General features: G+C 45.9%; 17 protein-coding genes and 1 riboswitch. Of the genes, 13 read left to right on the top strand and 4 right to left on the bottom strand.

Features of this window, described 5'->3' with window-relative positions; genetic code table 11:
* Positions 1 to 9: 9 nt before the first annotated feature.
* The 3 genes from M1D94_RS18905 (at position 10) to amj (ending at position 2,376) form a co-directional block, all read left to right on the top strand.
* On the top strand, positions 10 to 561 hold the full coding sequence (locus tag M1D94_RS18905) for a GNAT family N-acetyltransferase (RefSeq protein WP_003234398.1): 552 nt from the start codon (positions 10 to 12) through the stop codon (positions 559 to 561).
* A gap of 77 nt (positions 562 to 638) precedes the next feature.
* Entirely contained in the window at positions 639 to 1,061 is a 423-nt protein-coding gene (locus M1D94_RS18900) for a pyridoxamine 5'-phosphate oxidase family protein (protein WP_003234396.1), read from the top strand.
* Between the two features lie 505 nt (positions 1,062 to 1,566).
* Positions 1,567 to 2,376: a lipid II flippase Amj gene (gene amj, locus M1D94_RS18895; protein ID WP_003234394.1), complete on the top strand. Its 810-nt coding sequence runs from the start codon at positions 1,567 to 1,569 to the stop codon at positions 2,374 to 2,376.
* Between the two features lie 44 nt (positions 2,377 to 2,420).
* On the opposite strand, the gene M1D94_RS18890 is transcribed toward amj, so the two are convergent.
* Entirely contained in the window at positions 2,421 to 2,711 is a 291-nt protein-coding gene (locus M1D94_RS18890; RefSeq protein ID WP_015252794.1) for a DUF3817 domain-containing protein, read from the bottom strand.
* 185 nt (positions 2,712 to 2,896) lie between these two features.
* Between M1D94_RS18890 and lrpC the strand changes: the two genes are divergently transcribed.
* The 10 genes from lrpC (at position 2,897) to M1D94_RS18840 (ending at position 17,388) form a co-directional block, all read left to right on the top strand.
* Positions 2,897 to 3,331, top strand: coding sequence for a transcriptional regulator LrpC (gene lrpC / locus M1D94_RS18885; RefSeq protein ID WP_003246585.1), 435 nt, complete (start codon positions 2,897 to 2,899; stop codon positions 3,329 to 3,331).
* Positions 3,332 to 3,395: 64 nt separating this feature from the next.
* A complete protein-coding gene (locus M1D94_RS18880; RefSeq protein ID WP_282627554.1) occupies positions 3,396 to 5,579 on the top strand; it encodes a DNA topoisomerase III in 2,184 nt (727 codons plus the stop codon).
* Positions 5,580 to 5,781: 202 nt separating this feature from the next.
* On the top strand, positions 5,782 to 6,870 hold the full coding sequence (locus tag M1D94_RS18875) for a hypothetical protein (protein ID WP_021481724.1): 1,089 nt from the start codon (positions 5,782 to 5,784) through the stop codon (positions 6,868 to 6,870).
* Positions 6,851 to 7,702, top strand: coding sequence for a cyclic-di-GMP receptor EpsK (gene epsK / locus M1D94_RS18870; RefSeq protein ID WP_282627553.1), 852 nt, complete (start codon positions 6,851 to 6,853; stop codon positions 7,700 to 7,702). The genes M1D94_RS18875 and epsK overlap by 20 nt, the downstream gene beginning before the upstream one ends.
* Positions 7,703 to 7,712: 10 nt before the next feature.
* Positions 7,713 to 9,422 carry a DUF2334 domain-containing protein gene (locus M1D94_RS18865; RefSeq protein WP_282627570.1) on the top strand — a complete coding sequence of 570 codons (1,710 nt, stop codon included), beginning with the start codon at positions 7,713 to 7,715 and terminating at the stop codon, positions 9,420 to 9,422.
* Complete coding sequence (locus tag M1D94_RS18860; protein WP_014475851.1) at positions 9,415 to 10,677, top strand: glycosyltransferase family 2 protein; 1,263 nt, start codon at positions 9,415 to 9,417, stop codon at positions 10,675 to 10,677. Before M1D94_RS18865 ends, M1D94_RS18860 begins: the two co-directional genes overlap by 8 nt.
* 5 nt (positions 10,678 to 10,682) lie before the next feature.
* Positions 10,683 to 12,794: a cellulose biosynthesis cyclic di-GMP-binding regulatory protein BcsB gene (locus M1D94_RS18855; protein ID WP_095252671.1), complete on the top strand. Its 2,112-nt coding sequence runs from the start codon at positions 10,683 to 10,685 to the stop codon at positions 12,792 to 12,794.
* 135 nt (positions 12,795 to 12,929) lie between these two features.
* Positions 12,930 to 13,073: riboswitch (cyclic di-AMP (ydaO/yuaA leader) on the top strand.
* Positions 13,074 to 13,265: 192 nt separating this feature from the next.
* Positions 13,266 to 15,089 (top strand): potassium transporter KimA, encoded by a 1,824-nt coding sequence (kimA, locus tag M1D94_RS18850; protein ID WP_003234374.1) that lies wholly within the window; start codon positions 13,266 to 13,268, stop codon positions 15,087 to 15,089.
* Positions 15,090 to 15,147: 58 nt separating this feature from the next.
* Positions 15,148 to 15,597 (top strand): 8-oxo-dGTP diphosphatase MutT, encoded by a 450-nt coding sequence (gene mutT / locus M1D94_RS18845; protein ID WP_046160069.1) that lies wholly within the window; start codon positions 15,148 to 15,150, stop codon positions 15,595 to 15,597.
* 66 nt (positions 15,598 to 15,663) lie between these two features.
* Positions 15,664 to 17,388 carry a pyruvate oxidase gene (locus M1D94_RS18840; RefSeq protein WP_321541291.1) on the top strand — a complete coding sequence of 575 codons (1,725 nt, stop codon included), beginning with the start codon at positions 15,664 to 15,666 and terminating at the stop codon, positions 17,386 to 17,388.
* A 56-nt stretch (positions 17,389 to 17,444) separates the two neighbouring features.
* Here M1D94_RS18840 and M1D94_RS18835 read toward each other — a convergent pair whose 3' ends face one another.
* The 3 genes from M1D94_RS18835 to M1D94_RS18825 form a co-directional block, all read right to left on the bottom strand.
* Positions 17,445 to 17,582: a hypothetical protein gene (locus M1D94_RS18835; protein WP_050496044.1), complete on the bottom strand. Its 138-nt coding sequence runs from the start codon at positions 17,580 to 17,582 to the stop codon at positions 17,445 to 17,447.
* A gap of 28 nt (positions 17,583 to 17,610) precedes the next feature.
* Positions 17,611 to 17,877, bottom strand: a complete 267-nt coding sequence (locus M1D94_RS18830; RefSeq protein WP_021481716.1) for a hypothetical protein — start codon at positions 17,875 to 17,877, stop codon at positions 17,611 to 17,613.
* A gap of 102 nt (positions 17,878 to 17,979) precedes the next feature.
* Positions 17,980 to 19,257 (bottom strand): Nramp family divalent metal transporter, encoded by a 1,278-nt coding sequence (locus M1D94_RS18825; protein WP_032680356.1) that lies wholly within the window; start codon positions 19,255 to 19,257, stop codon positions 17,980 to 17,982.
* Positions 19,258 to 19,403: the final 146 nt, after the last annotated feature.

Raw genomic sequence — 19,403 nt, 5'->3', positions numbered from 1 at the left:
GGCGAGGCAATGTTCACTTGCAAGGTAAATGAGCACATCACCATCCGATTATTGGAGCCAAAGGATGCGGAGCGACTGGCCGAACTCATTATCCAAAATCAGCAGCGGCTTGGCAAGTGGCTGTTTTTTGCGGAAAATCCAAGCAGCGCTGAAACGTACCGAGAAACAATCATTCCAGATTGGCGGCGCCAGTATGCCGACCTGAACGGCATTGAGGCGGGGCTCCTTTATGACGGCAGCCTATGCGGCATGATCAGCCTGCATAACCTTGATCAAGTGAATCGTAAGGCGGAAATCGGATATTGGATTGCCAAAGAATTTGAAGGGAAAGGCATTATTACAGCTGCCTGCCGAAAACTCATTACGTATGCTTTTGAAGAGCTTGAGCTGAATCGTGTGGCGATCTGTGCGGCTGTCGGAAACGAAAAAAGCAGAGCGGTTCCGGAGCGGCTCGGGTTTCTAGAGGAAGGCAGGGCACGGGACGGCTTATACGTAAACGGCATGCATCACGACCTCGTCTATTACAGTCTGTTAAAGCGTGAATGGGAAGGCGAAAAATAAAGAGCACACTTTCTTGTTTAAATCTTCCCCGGATGTGGAAAAGTAACAGCGGAGACGTTAAAAAGGAGTGATTCGAGATGAATCAGCAAGACATTAAACAAAAAGTGCTTGATGTTCTAGATCACCATAAAGTAGGTTCGCTCGCAACAGTTCAAAAGGGCAAACCGCATTCCCGCTACATGACTTTTTTCCATGACGGGCTGACGATTTACACACCGACAAGCAAGGAAACTCATAAAGCGGAAGAAATTGAGAACAACCCCAATGTCCACATTTTATTAGGCTATGATTGTGAAGGCTTTGGCGATGCATATGTCGAAGTTGCCGGAAAAGCCAAAATCAACAATTCGGCAGAACTCAAGGACAAAATATGGAGTTCCAAATTAGAGCGCTGGTTTGACGGCAAGGATGATCCGAATCTGGTGATTCTTGAAATTGAACCGGAGGATATCAGATTAATGAATGCCGGGGAGAAAACACCGGTCTCACTCGAACTATAAAAAATTTGTGTTTTCAGGGGCGATATGTTATTATGAATAGCTAGTAAGAAAAATAAGCAAATAAAAAAGAAAGTAAACTTCTTTTTTCTGTTTTGAGAGAGAAGCTTACCGCTTCCCAAGCAGCATAACCAGCTGCCCTTATTCTTTTCCTTCATAACAAATCGCCCCTAACGATGAGATGGAAAAAAGACTTTTTTGTTTTACAATTCACACCGGCGCGGCTTCGGAGCCGCAGTGACGATTGAGAGGTAGGGCTTTCGTTGTCTTGTGTTCAAGAAATTTCCATGGTGTTTACTTTCCAGAATGATTCTTCGGAACAATGCTTTATGAATCTAACCCGCCTGACTTGGCGGATGATATAATCTTTATTTGCGTATAGAAAAGAATAAGACAAACCGCCCGGCGTACGCCGGACGGTTTTTTTATTGCAAAAAACACATCGTACTGAAACCTCCTTGTCTTCTTTCCAGTCTTATCTCTAGGATGAAATTGGAGGAAGAATAACGTGCATGTCATTACAACACAAGTACTTTTTATTTTTTGTTTTTTATTGCTGATTCACTCGATAGAAACCTTAGCCTATGCTACAAGGCTTTCCGGGGCCCGCGTTGGATTTATTGCGTCCGCTCTTTCCCTGTTTAATGTCATGGTCATCGTGTCCAGAATGTCGAACATGGTGCAGCAGCCCTTTACCGGGCATTTAATTGATGATGCTGGAAAAAACGCACTGGCGATTGTAGGGGAGCAGTTCCGCTTTTTAATTTTCGGATCGACAGTCGGCACCATTTTGGGCATTATCCTGCTCCCGTCTTTTGTCGCTCTTTTTTCACGGGCGATTATTCACTTGGCGGGCGGCGGCGGCTCCGTTTTTCAAGTTTTCCGAAAGGGATTCTCGAAACAAGGATTCAAAAATGCCCTTTCCTATTTGCGTCTGCCGTCTATTTCATATGTAAAAGGATTTCATATGCGCTTGATTCCGAAGCGTTTGTTTGTCATCAACATGCTGATCACATCGATTTATACGATTGGCGTGCTTTCGGCTTTATATGCAGGCCTTTTGGCGCCGGAGCGCAGCACGACAGCCGTCATGGCTTCGGGTTTGATCAACGGAATTGCGACGATGCTGCTGGCCATTTTTGTTGATCCTAAAGTATCCGTTCTAGCCGATGATGTGGCAAAAGGAAAACGAAGCTATATCTATTTAAAATGGACCTCTGTCACAATGGTCACATCAAGGGTGGCGGGCACACTCCTCGCCCAGCTCATGTTTATTCCGGGGGCCTACTATATCGCGTGGCTGACAAAGTGGTTTTAATAAAAAAGGCTGGATCATAAAAATCCAGCCTTTTTTGCGTTCCCTTATTTATATTTCCTTAATCCGCGGTCGTACAAAAAATTTCCGAATGGGACGAAAGCGGCGACGAAGCCGGCAGCTGACCATTTCAGCGGCCATTTGACAGAGAAGGTTGCATAAGCCAAGACAAGCAAATACAAAATGAACAACCCGCCGTGAACCGAACCGACAATTGTCACCGCAAGCGGAAGGCCTGCCCAATATTTAAGCGGCATAGCGATGAACAACAGGATTAAGAGTGACATTCCTTCAATAAAACCCATCGTGCGAAGTCTTCCAATCGGCGTGTGCAGCATAAATCGCCCTCCTTGTGGACACGTTTTCATTTTATACTATAAACAATCCGGAGGGGCATATGACAGCTTTCAAAAAATGTTCGGAAAACATTCATTTTTACATGCCTTTTCTAGGGAACTGTACTTGTCATTTACAAAAATACCCGAGATAATGTGTACAAAATCAAAAAAAGAAGGATGTTGAAATGAAACTTGACCAGATTGATCTGAATATCATTGAGGAGCTGAAGAAGGACAGCCGTTTGTCGATGAGGGAATTAGGCAGAAAAATTAAGCTGTCGCCTCCATCTGTGACAGAACGGGTAAGACAGCTTGAATCGTTTGGCATCATTAAGCAATACACGCTGGAGGTCGACCAGAAAAAACTGGGGCTTCCCGTTTCCTGCATTGTGGAAGCAACCGTTAAAAATGCGGATTACGAGCGGTTCAAAAGCTATATTCAAACATTGCCGAATATTGAATTTTGCTACCGGATTGCGGGTGCAGCCTGCTATATGCTGAAAATCAATGCCGAAAGCCTCGAAGCGGTAGAAGATTTCATTAACAAAACATCGCCCTACGCGCAAACCGTCACTCACGTCATTTTCTCAGAAATTGACACGAAAAACGGGCGCGGTTAGAGAGTGCCGCGTGAAGTCTGTTATAATAACAGGATGAGCGCGAAAGAAAGAGAAGTGATCAAGCATGTCAAAAACAGTTGTATTAGCTGAAAAACCTTCAGTCGGCCGGGATTTAGCCCGGGTGCTGAAGTGCCATAAAAAAGGAAACGGTTATCTCGAAGGCGATCAATATATTGTGACCTGGGCTTTAGGCCATTTGGTGACGCTTGCTGATCCAGAAGGCTACGGAAAAGAATTTCAATCATGGCGCCTGGAGGATCTGCCGATTATCCCAGAACCCTTAAAGCTTGTGGTAATAAAAAAAACCGGAAAGCAGTTCAATGCAGTCAAATCCCAGCTTACCCGTAAAGACGTCAATCAGATTGTCATCGCGACTGACGCAGGCCGGGAAGGTGAGCTTGTTGCGCGCTGGATCATTGAGAAAGCGAATGTCCGAAAACCAATCAAGCGGCTGTGGATTTCATCTGTGACGGATAAAGCGATCAAGGAAGGTTTTCAGAAGCTGCGCAGCGGCAAAGAATATGAAAACCTGTACCATTCTGCCGTCGCCAGAGCGGAAGCGGATTGGATTGTGGGGATCAACGCCACCCGTGCACTTACCACAAAATTCAATGCCCAGCTCTCATGCGGTCGTGTGCAGACTCCGACGCTTGCCATGATTGCAAAGCGTGAGACAGACATTCAGGCGTTTACACCCGTTCCGTATTACGGCATACGTGCTGCAGTCGACGGCATGACGCTGACGTGGCAGGATAAGAAATCAAAGCAGACGAGAACGTTCAATCAAGATGTAACAAGCCGTCTGCTAAAAAATCTCCAAGGAAAGCAAGCGGTCGTAGCTGAGCTGAAAAAAACAGCGAAAAAAAGCTTTGCGCCTGCGCTTTATGATTTAACGGAGCTGCAGCGTGACGCCCACAAGCGCTTCGGTTTTTCTGCTAAAGAAACGCTTTCTGTCCTGCAAAAGCTATATGAGCAGCATAAGCTCGTCACATATCCGCGGACGGACTCTAGATTTTTATCCAGTGACATCGTCCCGACGTTAAAAGACCGTCTGGAAGGCATGGAAGTAAAACCGTATGCCCAATATGTCAGCCAAATTAAAAAACGCGGCATTAAATCTCATAAAGGATATGTCAATGACGCGAAGGTGTCAGACCACCACGCGATTATCCCGACCGAAGAGCCGCTCGTTCTCAGCAGTCTGAGTGATAAAGAACGAAAGCTGTATGACCTGATTGCGAAACGTTTCCTGGCTGTATTAATGCCTGCATTCGAATATGAGGAAACAAAGGTCATCGCAGAAATCGGCGGAGAAACCTTTACGGCGAAAGGCAAAACCGTGCAGTCGCAAGGGTGGAAAGCCGTTTATGATATGGCGGATGAGGATGATGAGCAGGAGGATGATAGAGACCAGACCCTTCCTGCGCTTCAAAAAGGCGACACACTTGCCGTCCGCACGTTAACGGAAACAAGCGGCCAAACGAAGCCGCCTGCCCGCTTTAACGAGGGGACCTTGCTGTCAGCGATGGAAAACCCAAGCGCATTTATGCAGGGAGAAGAAAAAGACCTCGTCAAAACGCTTGGAGAAACAGGCGGCCTCGGCACGGTGGCAACGCGTGCCGACATTATTGAAAAACTGTTCAACAGCTTTTTAATCGAGAAAAAAGGCCAAGATATTTTTATCACATCTAAAGGAAAACAGCTCCTGCAGCTTGTTCCGGAGGATCTGAAATCACCGGCCTTAACAGCAGAATGGGAGCAAAAGCTGTCTGCGATCGCGGCCGGCAAATTGAAATCGGCTGTTTTTATTAAAGATATGAAGGCTTACGCTCACCAAACGGTAAAAGAAATCAAAAACAGCAGCCAAACCTTCCGACATGACAACATCACGGGAACGGCATGTCCGGAATGCGGCAAAATGATGCTGAAAGTAAACGGCAAACGCGGGACGATGCTCGTGTGCCAAGATCGTGAATGCGGAAGCAGAAAAACGATTGCCCGAAAAACAAACGCACGCTGCCCGAACTGCCATAAACGAATGGAGCTTCGCGGCCAAGGCGAGGGCCAAACCTTTGCGTGTGTGTGTGGTCACCGTGAAAAGCTCTCTGTATTTGAAAAACGAAAAAACAAAGACAAAGCGCGTGCTACCAAACGGGACGTATCCTCTTATATGAAAAAACAAAATAAAGATGAGCCGATTAACAACGCGCTGGCAGAACAGCTGAAAAAACTTGGTTTGGATAAATAATAAAAAAACCTGTGCATATCGCACAGGTTTTTCTATTGGACTTAGGTCCTGTTTTTTTAATGTCCAAAAAGGGAAAAAAAAGCTAGCAATCTGCATTTTTTTCTTTTATAGTAAATGTACTTTGTAACGTGGCAGTCATATTTTCGTCTATAACTATTTGTGAGCGTCTGATTTGCTTCAGGCGACAAAGGGGGATTTGCCTGTGAGGCATGTACTAATTGCTGTCATCTTATTCTTCTTATCTATCGGACTTTCCGCAGGGTGTGCTGAAGCTGGAAACAAGACCCAAAATCAGTCGGCAACAGAAGTGAATGCCAGCCCGCTCCAGCCGGCGGAATATTTCATCTATCACAATTTAATGAATGACCAAGGGCTGATCAAAACCGATTTTTCAGACCAGCCTTCTTACTTGTCGGAATCTCTCGGCCTGTGGATGGAGTTTCTGCTCAGCAAAAATGACGCACCGCATTTCCAGGATCAATATCAGCATCTGACTGATTCATTTCTGCTGAGCAATCACTTGGTGACGTGGAAGATTCAAAATGGCCAAGCGAGCGGGACGAATGCGCTGATAGATGATATGAGAATTATGCTGTCTCTTGACCAAGCCGCCGCAAAATGGGGCCGCAGCGACTACGCGCAAACGGCTAGGGATATCGGCACGTCTTTGAAGACATACAATATGAACAATGGGTTATTTACAGACTATTACGACTCACAGGCCGCTTCAAAGGATGTGACGCTTTCATACGTCATGCCTGACGCCTTAGCTGTCTTAAAGAAGAATGGAATCATAGACGAAGACACAGAACAGCGGAATGCCAATGTTCTCTATTCAGCTCCTTTAAAAAATGGCTTTCTGCCGAAAACATACAGCTCGGAGACGAAGGAATACACATACGACAGTGAAATCAACCTGATTGATCAGCTTTACACTGCTTGGCATTTGCCGGAAGGGGATGAAAAAGCATCTGTTTTAGCGGACTGGATCAAGCAGGAATTTCAGAAAAACGGAAAGCTGTACGGGCGGTATTCGGCAGATACGAAGGAGCCTGCCGTCCAATATGAGTCTCCATCCGTATATGCATTAGCCGTATTGTTTTTGACAAAACAGCATGAAAACAGTTCTGTCATCAAAGCCATATATGACAGAATGAATGACTTTGAAATTCATGATCCGGTGAAATCGTATTATGGAGGCTATATGAGCGGCACTCAGACGCATTCATTTGACAATCTGCTGCCGCTGTTAGCCGAAAGGAAGCTTTTTAATGAAAATATCATTCAGTGAATCACATAAATTATTTGCTTATTTTTCAGGGCTCATCGCGGCCCTGTCTCTGTTTATTTATTATGTGTTAGCCCAGCAATCGGAAGGTGCTCTGATCCTTTGCATCACATTTGTCGTCATCGCCGCAGGCATCTGGTTCGGCCCGATTTACGCGCTGGCAGTGACCTTAATCGTACTCTTTGTTCTCGGCACCTTAATGATGTTTTTCCAGACTGGACAGACATCGCTCTTTCCGGCTGAGGAAGGGCTGCGAATGCTTGTCGTGTGGGGAATCGCGCTTTTGCTGTTTTCTTTTATTTCTGGACGAATCCACGATATTACGGCAGAGCTTCGGCGCTCAATGACACGGCTTCAATCCGAAATCAAAAGCTTTGTTGCTGTTGACAGAGTGACCGGTTTTGATAACAAGCAAAGGATGAAGCTGGAACTTTCAGAAGAAATCAAGCGGGCGGAGCGCTATGGCAATTCTTTTGTGTTTTTGCTGCTCCATATGCATTATTTCAAAGAGTTTAAGTCTTTGTACGGTGAAAAAGAAACGGACCGCCTCTTCCAATATGTCGGTCAGCAAATCAGGACAAGCGTTCGGGAAACGGATAAGAAATTCCGTCCCTCTGACGAGCGTATCGGGATCGTGCTGACGCACACGCCTGCTGAACATATGCCGGCCGTTCTGACCAAGCTGAAGAAACAATTGGATACATATCAGCTGGAAAATGGAAAGTATGTGTCGCTTACGTTCCACGTTTGCTATTTGCCCTACCGCAACGATATCAAAACAGCTGATCAATTTTTAGAAGAACTGGAAAACGAGATGATGATGAATGAACTATAAAGGAATCACATTGCTATGCGTCATGATGCTTCTATTTTTAGCTATTGCGACTTTTCCCGTTTCTGCGCAAGCGAAAGATCAGGATGCCGGCATTCTCATCATCTACTCAACCTTGGACGGCAAAGAGTCGTCACAAGTCAAAATGCTCGATTTGCTTGCGGGTCACTTTACATCCCATGTGACAGTCAAAAAAGATTCAGACGTTGAAGCGTCGGATTTCAAAGGGAAAGACCATGTGATTTATTACGGCCAAACGAAAAGAAAGCTCAGCAAAAAATTGCTGTCTCTTATCAGCGGCGTAAAAAACCCGGTTGTCGCCATTGGCTATAACGCAGGCCAAATCAACCAATTTTCCGGGCTTTCATTAGCCCGCAAAGAAAATGTGTTTCAGGTTCACAGCAGGTCGGAAAAGGCCGATGTGTCTCTGGAAAGCGGGCTTAACGTGCTGAGCATATCAGGCCTGAAAGGAACGGCGCTTTACACCTTCAAAGCTGATGACGGCACAACGCATTCTTTTATATGGAAAACAAAAAAAGGGAATGTGTACATTGGATTAACAAATTTGTTAAATGACAATTTGATCGTGGCGAAACAGCTCAGAGAAGCTTTCGGAGAGAAGGCGGGGACGACGTTATTGTATTTGCGTCTCGAGGATATCAGCCCGATGTCTGATGAAAAACTGCTGCTTCAAGCCGGTACATACCTGCATAAGCGGCATATTCCTTTTATCCTGGCGGTCATTCCGGTTTACTTGAATCCGGAAACAGGTGACAAAGTGTATTTGTCTGATAAACCGAAGATGGTCAAGGTGCTGAAAAAGCTGCAAAGCATGGGCGGCAGTATCATTGTTCACGGCTATACTCACGCTTATCGCTACAGTGAAACAGGAGAGGGCTTTGAATTTTGGGATGCAAAGGCGGATCAGCCGATTACATCCGGAAATGCCGAAGACCCCCCATCCATTTTGGAGAAAGAACAGGACTTCCCGAACGAACAAGCCTATCACAGCTATCTTGAACCATTTCGGGAAAAGGAAGAAACGTATACAAAACAAAAACTGACGCGTGCCATTGAGGATTTGACATCATCGGGTCTTTACCCGCTGGCGTTTGAAGCGCCGCATTACACGATGTCCGAATATGGCTATCAAATCGCCTCGCAGTATTTTACAAGCATTTTCGGCCAGGTCCAGCTCAGCAGCACAACATGGAAAACATCCGGTGCACCTCCGTTTGTGACTGCTCCTTCGATGTTGCACGGAATGACGCTTTATCCGGAAACGATCGGTTTTGTCGACACATCGAAGCAAAACCCGCTCGGTGAGATGGAAGAGTACATCTCCCAGATGATTGATTTTGAAGGCGGAGTAGCCGGTGGATTTTATCACCCGTACCTTGGGATGAAATATCTGCCGGAGCTGGTTGATCAGATGGAACGCATTCCAGACAGTGAATGGCTTGATTTAAAGAAAACGAAACAAACCGTCAAAACAGACAAAGTGGAAATTCATACAAGCGGTGACGGAACGATTCAGGTGAAAAACGGCGTAAGCGCCATTGACGAGTTTTTCGATCATCACCGGCAAACCCCTCTTGAAAAGGCGTTATGGATTCTATCCGCTGTTGTGCTCTTATTTGTCATCATGTTTGTCAGTTATACGTTTTACTTGAGAGCCACATTGAAAAAACGAATTTTTAAGGAGAGAAGAAGCCTTGGGTAATACGCTGTTCTTTATCTCGCTAAGTTTAATATGGGTTATGCTTCTCTACCACATGTTCCTCATGCAGGGCGGGTTTCGCCACTATATGACCTTCGAACGGAATATCCCAAAGTGGAGAGAAAACATGAAGGAACTGCCGAAGGTCAGCGTCCTCATCCCGGCGCATAACGAAGAGGTTGTGATTCGGCAGACGCTGAAGGCCATGGTCAACCTTTATTATCCGAAGGACCGGCTGGAGATTATCGTCGTTAACGATAATTCATCAGACCGGACGGGTGATATCGTCAATGAATTTTCCGAGAAATACGATTTCATCAAAATGGTGATTACGAAGCCGCCAAATGCAGGAAAAGGAAAATCCTCTGCACTTAACTCAGGTTTTGCCGAATCAAACGGCGATGTGATCTGTGTGTATGACGCCGACAACACGCCTGAGAAAATGGCCGTGTATTACCTCGTGCTCGGCCTGATGAATGACGAAAAGGCAGGCGCCGTGGTAGGGAAATTCCGCGTCATCAATGCGGCAAAGACGCTGCTGACGAGGTTTATTAATATCGAAACGATCTGTTTTCAGTGGATGGCCCAGGGAGGCAGATGGAAGTGGTTCAAAATCGCCACGATCCCAGGCACCAACTTTGCGATCCGCAGAAGCATTATCGAAAAGCTCGGAGGCTGGGATGACAAAGCGCTCGCTGAGGACACTGAACTGACCATCCGGGTGTATAATCTCGGCTATCACATCCGCTTTTTCCCTGCCGCCATCACGTGGGAGCAGGAACCGGAAACATGGAAGGTATGGTGGCGCCAGCGCACCCGATGGGCGCGCGGCAATCAATATGTCGTGCTCAAATTTTTGGCGCAGTTTTTTAAGCTGAAACGAAAACGGATTATCTTTGATTTGTTTTATTTTTTCTTTACGTACTTCCTGTTTTTCTTTGGCGTGATCATGTCGAATACGATTTTTGTTGTGAATTTGTTTTATGATTTGCATTTATCGGTTGGATTTTTGGCAATGATTCTCTGGATTTTGGCATTTTTCTTATTTATGACAGAGGTCATGATTACGTTGAGCATTGAAAAAACAGAAATGAACAAGCAAAACTTTTTTATCGTATTTCTCATGTACTTCACATACTCGCAGGCATGGATTGTGCTTGTTATTTACTCTTTATTCGTAGAAATCAAGCACCGTTTATTCAAGCAAGAGGTCAAATGGTACAAGACAGAACGATACAATCAACATAAAAGCGGGTGACCTTTTTGAAACAAATAATGATTTTTCTCACAAGCTTCATGCTGCTGGCGATGACTGGACAAACGGCTCTTGCCAAAGACGTACAGGTCAGCGGTTCGCTCCTCGGGAAAAGCAGCCAAGAACAAGCCAAACAGCAGGTGCTGACAAGCGAGCTGATTACACTGTATGGATCAAAAGACAGCGCAGAGCTGACGTATCAGATCCCGGCAGGCGCTTCTTCAGGCAATCAGCAATTGGTAATCGAATACGAGGCATCAAATCTTTTAATTTCTCCATCATCGTTAACGGCTGTCATTGATGATGAACCGGTCAAGACGTTAAAGCTTGATGGTGATTCCAAACGGAAAACAGTGAAGCTGAATCTGAATAAAAGCCAGTCTGCGCAAGGCTATCACAACGTATCGTTGAAATTCTACGGCGTAATGAAAGAGGGCGTGTGCGTCAGACAGGATACATCAGGCAACTGGATCAAAATTTATCCGGACAGCCGGCTGACACTTGCTGACAGCAGTGAAGCGAAGGGAACGTCGCTGGACCATTATCCGTATCCTTTCGCCCAATCTGGAAATACAGCGGAAGAAACAGCTATCATTATTCCGGATAACCCAAGTTCAGCAGAAATAGAAGCTGCTGTTAAAACAGAAGGCTATTTGAAAACGGTGGACAGCAGTGTCAGTATTGCGTATGTCACGGAATCTGAACTGAAAAAAATCGATAAGCCGACGATTGTTATCGGCGTGGACAAGCATTGGAACGGCAAAGTGAAAAACCTGTTGAAACAAGCCGGACTACAGGCAAAAGGAGAAAACCTTCTGCTTGCGGAGCGGGTGCTGAAAGCAGAGGGCAAACAGCAGCCGGTTCTGTTTGCGCAAGCAGCGTCCGAGGACGCGCTCACTAAAAAAATCAGCGTGATGACAGATCAGACATACACAGGCCAGCTCAGCGGCGATACACTTTCAATCAGCAAGCTTCAGCAGACTGAAAAAAAAGAAAGCGATAAGCTGACCCTTGAGAATTTTGGAGCGGGCGATATCACAATTGGAGCTGACAAAACATCTTCAGCACATTATTTTTATCCGGCTTCGGCTGTTTTAGATGAAAACCAATTGGCGAAGCTGTCGCTTAAACTGAAAAAGTCTGAAACGATTCAAGCCTCAACGGCTGAAAACGAGTCAGTCTCTCAGGCCGCAGAACTGAAAGTGATGATCAACGGCCAGCCGCACTCGGTCCGGCTTGATGAATTAGGAAAAGAAGATAAAAACGGATTCTATCATGTCACAGTGAAAGTGGACCCTAAGCTGCTGCAAAAAAAACGCTACATTGATATTCAGTTCGTCACGACCGGTTTAAAGGAAAACAACCCTTGCAACACCACTGATGAAGAAAAGTGGGTTTTTATCGATAAAAATAGTACATTATCATACGCCATCAAAGGCATGTCTCCGTCAGCGGATTTTCAAGAGTGGCCGCTGCCTTACGCCGGAAACCAGGATCAAACAACGTTAATCGTGCTTCCTGACACCGTAAGCCAATCGAAGCTAGAGGAGCTTTCTCTCGTGACGGAATCCTTTGGCAGCGAAGCACAGCATTCATATACGGTAAAGAAATCATCTGACGTTACAGCAAATGATGCAAAAGGACGAAACCTCATTTTCATAGGAGGGATCAATCAATTTTCTCTTCTGAAGGAGAAATCATCAGATCTGCTTGTGCCGCAGGAAAAGAACGGATCGTTTGATGTATCTGGTTTCGAGATGCTGAATGAGACGACAAAACAAGTGGTATTTACCCAAGCATCGGTTTGGGATTCACGCTATACAATGGCTGTCTTTGCACCGTCAAAAGGAGATGGCACGGCTGTCACAAAAGAGATCATCAGTTATCTGAACAGCAACGATGAGTCGGCAACCGTCCTTAATGAAACAAACAGCCAGCAGGTGTTTACAAACCACCAGCAGCTCAAATCGGAAACAAACAGTTCCGATGCAGAACAACCAACACAGGATCATAGCCAGAAATGGATGTATATTGGTGTGCTGGCACTCATTATGGTGGTTGCGGCAGTGTTCATTTGGATTGCCGTAAGACGCAGAAAAAGAAAGACAGATACAGAATAAAACAGAGGCGATTTTAGCCTCTGTTTTTTTATTTTTGGTAAGTAAATTCCATTTGTGGAACCTGTCATTTTATTTTTTTCTCTCAGCCAATAAGCCTCTTTACAACGTGCGGGAACGGGAGTATGATCTCTTTTAGAAAACAAATCGCTTAATCTGAAATCAGAGCGGGGGACCCAATAGAACGGCTTTTTGCCGTTGGGGTGAATCCTTTTTAGGTAGGGCTAACTCTCATATGCCCGAATCCGTCAGCTAACCTCGTAAGCGTTCGTGAGAGGAGATGAATGAAACCTGTGTTCGATGTTATGGCACAGGGGCATCCGTTTGCCTCTGTGTTTTTTGTTGTTCATTTTTGAATGCAAATCGCATACAGAGACATCATAGCAGAAAGGACTATCAACAACATGTGAGAGCAAGACACTGATGTTTTATTGTTTTAATTGAAAAATGAGAAATTAAAAGGGGAAGACATCGATGTATCATTCAATCAAACGTTTTTTGATTGGGAAACCACTAAAATCCCAAGCAGCTGGAGAGCAAAAACTGACGAAATTAAAAGCCTTGGCTATGCTTTCCTCAGATGCGCTGTCATCTGTTGCATATGGGACAGAACAAATTCTAATCATTTTGGCAACAATCAGTGCTGCCGCATTTTGGTACTCCATTCCGATTGCGGTTGGCGTTCTCATATTACTGCTCGCGCTGATTCTTTCATACAGGCAAATTATTTACGCTTATCCGCAGGGCGGCGGGGCGTATGTCGTTTCTAAAGAAAATCTCGGTGAAAAACCGGGATTGATTGCGGGCGGTTCATTGCTTGTTGATTATATTTTAACAGTAGCGGTAAGTATTTCCGCAGGCACGGACGCCATCACGTCAGCCTTTCCTGCATTGCATGATTATCATGTGCCGATCGCTATTTTTCTCGTGTTAGTGATTATGATTTTGAACCTGCGCGGTCTTTCGGAATCGGCATCCATTCTTGCCTACCCGGTTTATCTGTTTGTGGTGGCGCTTTTGGTTCTCATTGCAGTCGGGTTGTTTAAACTCATGACAGGACAAATAGACCAGCCAGCCCATCATACACCGCTGGGCACACCAGTAGCCGGCATTACGCTGTTTTTGCTGCTTAAGGCTTTTTCCTCCGGATGCTCAGCGTTGACCGGGGTTGAGGCCATTTCTAACGCGATACCTGCATTCAAAAACCCGCCTGCGCGAAACGCGGCAAGAACGCTTGCGATGATGGGGATTTTGCTGGCGATTCTGTTTTCCGGCATCACGGTGCTCGCGTACGGGTATGGTACGGCGCCGAAGCCTGATGAAACAGTGGTTTCACAAATTGCGTCCGAAACCTTCGGACGGAATGTGTTCTACTATGTCATCCAAGGTGTCACATCGCTTATTTTGGTTCTTGCGGCAAATACGGGATTTTCAGCCTTCCCGCAGCTTGCCTTCAACCTGGCGAGAGACCAGTATATGCCGCGAATGTTTACAGTCAGGGGCGACCGCTTAGGCTTCTCAAATGGGATTATCTTTTTAGGCTTTGCCTCCATTGTTCTCATTATCTTATTCGGAGGACAGACGGAGCACTTAATCCCGTTATATGCTGTGGGCGTATTTATTCCATTTACGCTTTCACAAACCGGCATGTGCATGAAATGGATCAAGCAAAAACCAAAAGGCTGGATCGGAAAAATGCTGATCAACTCCTGCGGTGCTCTGATATCGTTTATGGTTCTATCCATTCTGTTTGTGACGAAGTTTAATGTCGTATGGCCTGTGTTAATCTTTATGCCTATCGTCGTTTTGCTGTTTTTTGCGATTAAAAATCACTATACAGCGGTTGGTGAACAGCTTCGCATCGTAGACAAAGAGCCGGAAGAAATCAAAGGCACCGTTGTGATTGTGCCTGTGGCCGGTGTCACCACCGTCGTGCAAAAATCGATTCACTATGCGAAATCACTGTCCGATCAAGTGATCGCCGTTCACGTGTCATTTGACAGAGAACAGGAAAAGAAATTCGAAAAACGCTGGGAAGAGCTTAATAACGGCGTGCGTCTCGTTACGCTTCACTCCTCGTACAGAAGCCTTGTCCATCCGTTTGATAAGTTTTTGGAAACAGTTGAGGCAAAAGCGAAGAAGGAGCAGTTTTCCGTTATGGTGCTGTTTCCGCAATTTATAACGAAAAAACGCTGGCACACCATCCTTCACAACCAATCGGCCTTCCTCCTCAGAGTCCGGCTGTTCTGGAAAAAGGACATAATGGTTGCCACACTGCCGTATCATTTTAAAAAGTAAAGCTCTAGGACCAAGGGAATCACCTTGGTCCTTTTTTGCGTGAAAAGGAGGTATGGCGGTGTATACACAAGGTGCTTTTGTGATCGTATTGAACGAAAGTCAGCAAATTCTGCTGGTGAAACGAAAAGATGTCCCTCTATGGGATTTGCCGGGCGGCAAGGTTGATCCCGGGGAATCGGCTGAGGAAGCGGCAGTGCGGGAGGTATTGGAAGAAACGGGATACAATGCAGCGCTTTCTGCGAAAATAGGTGTTTACCAAAGGCCAAAGTTTCAAGATGAACAGCATCTGTTTTTCGGAAGCATAACAGGCGGACAAGCAGTGGCTGACGGCACAGAGACAGCGGGATTAAAGTGGGTTTCCCCGGGGCGTTTGCCGCTTTTTATGGTGCCGAATCGAAAAAGGCAGATCAATGATTTCAAGAACGGCGCTCAAGATGTAAATGTCACCGTCAAGGATAGAGGGTTGCTCGCGGCGATCGACCTGTTGAAAAGAAGACTTGGCAAGTGATTCAGGTCTCCGGGTTTTAAAGCCTTTCTCCTGTGGTATTGAAAAAAGGAAAAAGGAGGATACGTTATGGCACATAAAACTGCAGGACAAGTAATGACAGAGCTGCTTGAGCAATGGGGAGTTGATCATGTATACGGCATCCCCGGAGACAGTATAAATGAGTTTATTGAAGAATTAAGACACGAAAGAAATCAACTGAAGTTCATTCAAACCCGCCACGAAGAGGTAGCGGCACTGGCAGCCGCAGCTGAAGCAAAACTCACCGGCAAGATCGGAGTCTGTCTGTCAATCGCAGGGCCGGGAGCGGTGCACTTATTAAATGGTTTATATGATGCAAAAGCGGACGGCGCCCCTGTGCTTGCGATTGCAGGACAGGTTTCTTCTGGCGAAGTCGGACGGGACTATTTCCAGGAGATTAAGCTGGAGCAAATGTTTGAGGACGTGGCTGTGTTCAACAGAGAGGTACATAGCGCAGAATCACTTCCGGATCTCTTAAATCAGGCGATCAGGACCGCCTACAGCAAAAAAGGCGTTGCGGTATTGAGCGTGTCAGATGATTTGTTTGCGGAGAAAATCAAACGGGAGCCCGTGTATACTTCACCGGTGTATATTGAAGGGAACCTTGAACCGAAAAAAGAACAGCTCGTCACCTGCGCCCAATATATTAATAACGCTAAGAAACCGATTATCCTGGCAGGGCAGGGAATGAAAAAGGCGAAACGGGAGCTCTTAGAATTTGCGGACAAAGCCGCCGCTCCGATCGTTGTTACACTCCCGGCAAAAGGTGTCGTTCCCGATAAGCACCCGCATTTTCTCGGCAACCTCGGGCAGATCGGAACAAAGCCGGCTTACGAGGCAATGGAGGAATGTGATTTATTAATCATGCTCGGAACATCATTCCCGTACCGTGATTATTTGCCTGATGACACGCCGGCAATCCAGCTCGATTCAGACCCGGCAAAAATCGGAAAACGGTATCCGGTGACAGCGGGCCTTGTCTGCGATTCGGCTCTCGGTCTGCGCGAATTGACAGAGTATATTGAACGCAAGGAAGACAGAAGATTCCTGAATGCCTGCACAGAACATATGCAGCATTGGTGGAACGAAATTGAAAAAGATGAGACAGAGGCAACAACACCGCTTAAACCTCAGCAGGTCGTGGCCCGTCTTCAGGAAGCGGCAGCCGATGATGCGGTGCTCTCTGTCGATGTCGGCACTGTGACAGTCTGGATGGCGCGTCATTTCAAAATGAACGCGAACCAGGATTTCATCGTCTCCAGCTGGCTTGCGACAATGGGCTGCGGCCTGCCGGGAGCGATCGCCGCAAGCTTGTCCGAATCGGAACGCCAGGCGATCGCTGTCTGTGGTGACGGGGGATTTTCCATGGTCATGCAGGATCTTCCGACCGCTGTCAAATATAAGCTCCCGATCACAGTCGTCATTTTAAACAATGAAAATCTTGGCATGATTGAGTACGAGCAGCAGGTCAAAGGCAATATCGACTATGTCACAAAACTTCAAAATGTCGACTATGCCGCATTTGCAGAAAGCTGCGGAGCAAAAGGCATCAAAGTGACCAAAGCGGAAGAGCTTGCGCCGGCATTCCATGAGGCGCTGCACTCTGACCAACCTGTTGTTGTGGATGTCATGATTGGAAACGAACCGCCGCTGCCTGGCAAAATCACCTACGGGCAGGCGAAAGGCTTTAGCAAGTACATGCTGAAAAACTTCTTCGAAAACCAAAAATTTGAAATGCCGTCACTGAAGAAAAGTTTGAAACGGTTATTCTAAAAAAACAGAGGCCCCAAAAGGCCTCTGTTTTTTGTTGGAAACAAACGTATTTTCAGCTATAGCATGTTTGAATTCATAAAATGATCGGTGTATGTATTAGGAACTGATTTCGCCATACTCGAAACAGACAAAAGGACAAATGCATCTTGTTTCAAAGGAAGATGCATTTGTCCTTGCATGCTTATTCTTATCAAATCTTACAGAACTCTTCTCATTATAAGCTTATTTCTCTTTTTTCTTCAGCCCGAAAAAGAAAGGAAAAGCAGAACCGACCAAGAAGGTGCCGAATAAAAACATGCCGCCGATAAACACGTGGAAATTTGTGTGTCCGGCCGTAAACGCCGTGATTAAGGAAATGATACTGAGCACGATCATGGCAATGCCGGGCGCGACTCTCATTTTTCCCTTGGATCTATGGGCAGCAACAGAACATAAAATGCCGATAACAATAGGAACAATCCACAAATAAAACAGAATAAATACTGACATCATCAAAACTCCGATTTTTCTTCTATCATAACAAATTTCTGTCAAAAAGGGTATCAATGAGCTTTTGCGAAAAAATAAAAACCGGCTTTAGAAGCCGGTTTTTTATCGAAACGTATCTACAATTAAAAACACATTCAAAGCAACGATCAATACAGCAATCAGCCAAGACACCACTGTGACCCATTTGGCGTTGATCAGAGATCCCATGATCCGTTTATTGCTTGTAAACATAATAAGCGGAATGAGGGCAAAGGCGATCCCGAAGGACAGCACGACCTGGCTCAGTACGAGAGCGGTCGTCGGATTAACACCTGACGCGATGATCAAGATCGGCGGAATAATCGTGATAAATCGCCGTACATACAGCGGAATGCGGTAGTTGATAAATCCTTGCATAATCACGTCGCCTGAAAGTGTGCCGACAGACGAACTGGATAGACCGGCAACGAGCAGCCCGATCCCGAATAAAGCCGCAGACATAGGGCTGACAAGATGTCCGAATTGCTGAAATGCGACGTCAAGATCCTCAACAAACAGGCCGTTTTTGAAGAATAATGCAGCAGCCACAATCAGCATACTTGCATTAATAGCCCCTGCAATCAGCATCGCTATTAAAATATCAATAAATTCAAACCTAAAGATTTTTTTCCGTTCTGCATCAGTTTTGCCAACCACCCGCCGTTGTGTAAGGGCAGAGTGTAAATAAATGGCGTGCGGCATAACAGTTGCGCCAAGAATACCCGCTGCAAGAAGCACACTGTCGGTGCCATGAAACGCCGGGACAAAAAGGCCCTTCATCACTGACACGGCATCAGGCTTTGCGAAAAAGGTCTGCAGCGCAAAGGCGATCACGACCACAAACAGCATACCGGCAATACCGGCTTCAAGTGAGCGGTAACCGCGGCGCTGAAGCTCCAATATCGCGAAAGAACCGATCGCAGCTATAATAGACGCTTCAAGCATCGGAATGCCGAACAGCAAATACAGTCCCAGAGCCGCTCCGATAAATTCCGCCAGATCAGTTGCGATAATGACCAGCTCGCCCTGAATCCATAATCCGATCGAGACAGGCTTCGGGAATTCTTCACGGGCAACCTCAGGCAGATTTTTGCCTGTCGCAATACCGAGTTTGGCGGATAGGGATTGAATTAAAAGGGCCATGATATTAGAAAATAAGATCACCCATAAGAGCATATATCCGTATTTAGAACCCGCCGAAATATTCGTTGCGAAGTTGCCGGGATCAATATAGGCAATGGCTGCTATAAATGCAGGGCCGAGAAAAGGGAGCAGCCCTCTGAATCCTCTGATTTTCCCGTCAAGCGCATCTTGGACGGCTTTGGAACGGGGAGATTGTGCTGTGATGTCCTTGTTCATCATGTCTCACCTGAATTCTGTTTGTTTTTGCCGTACAACAAAGAGTTTCCTTAAGGCAAATTATTTTATCTACATCATATGACCATCCCGGTTTCTTGTCAACCGAAAATGTTCAAAATACACTTCTGAATTTTTCCCTGTTATGTAAC

The organism is Bacillus sp. JZ109 (genome assembly GCF_053903135.1).
Note: the sequence above shows the minus strand (reverse complement) of the source record. Positions and strands in the feature narration are given on the sequence as shown.

Coding starts and splice junctions, on each gene's coding strand:
- epsK (WP_282627553.1), top strand. CDS start 6,851: ATGAAAATATCATTCAGTGAATCACATAAATTATTTGCTTATTTTTCA.
- kimA (WP_003234374.1), top strand. CDS start 13,266: ATGTATCATTCAATCAAACGTTTTTTGATTGGGAAACCACTAAAATCC.
- M1D94_RS18890 (WP_015252794.1), bottom strand. CDS start 2,711: ATGCTGCACACGCCGATTGGAAGACTTCGCACGATGGGTTTTATTGAA.
- M1D94_RS18880 (WP_282627554.1), top strand. CDS start 3,396: ATGTCAAAAACAGTTGTATTAGCTGAAAAACCTTCAGTCGGCCGGGAT.
- M1D94_RS18900 (WP_003234396.1), top strand. CDS start 639: ATGAATCAGCAAGACATTAAACAAAAAGTGCTTGATGTTCTAGATCAC.
- lrpC (WP_003246585.1), top strand. CDS start 2,897: ATGAAACTTGACCAGATTGATCTGAATATCATTGAGGAGCTGAAGAAG.
- M1D94_RS18825 (WP_032680356.1), bottom strand. CDS start 19,257: ATGATGAACAAGGACATCACAGCACAATCTCCCCGTTCCAAAGCCGTC.
- M1D94_RS18840 (WP_321541291.1), top strand. CDS start 15,664: ATGGCACATAAAACTGCAGGACAAGTAATGACAGAGCTGCTTGAGCAA.
- M1D94_RS18830 (WP_021481716.1), bottom strand. CDS start 17,877: ATGTCAGTATTTATTCTGTTTTATTTGTGGATTGTTCCTATTGTTATC.
- M1D94_RS18905 (WP_003234398.1), top strand. CDS start 10: ATGTTCACTTGCAAGGTAAATGAGCACATCACCATCCGATTATTGGAG.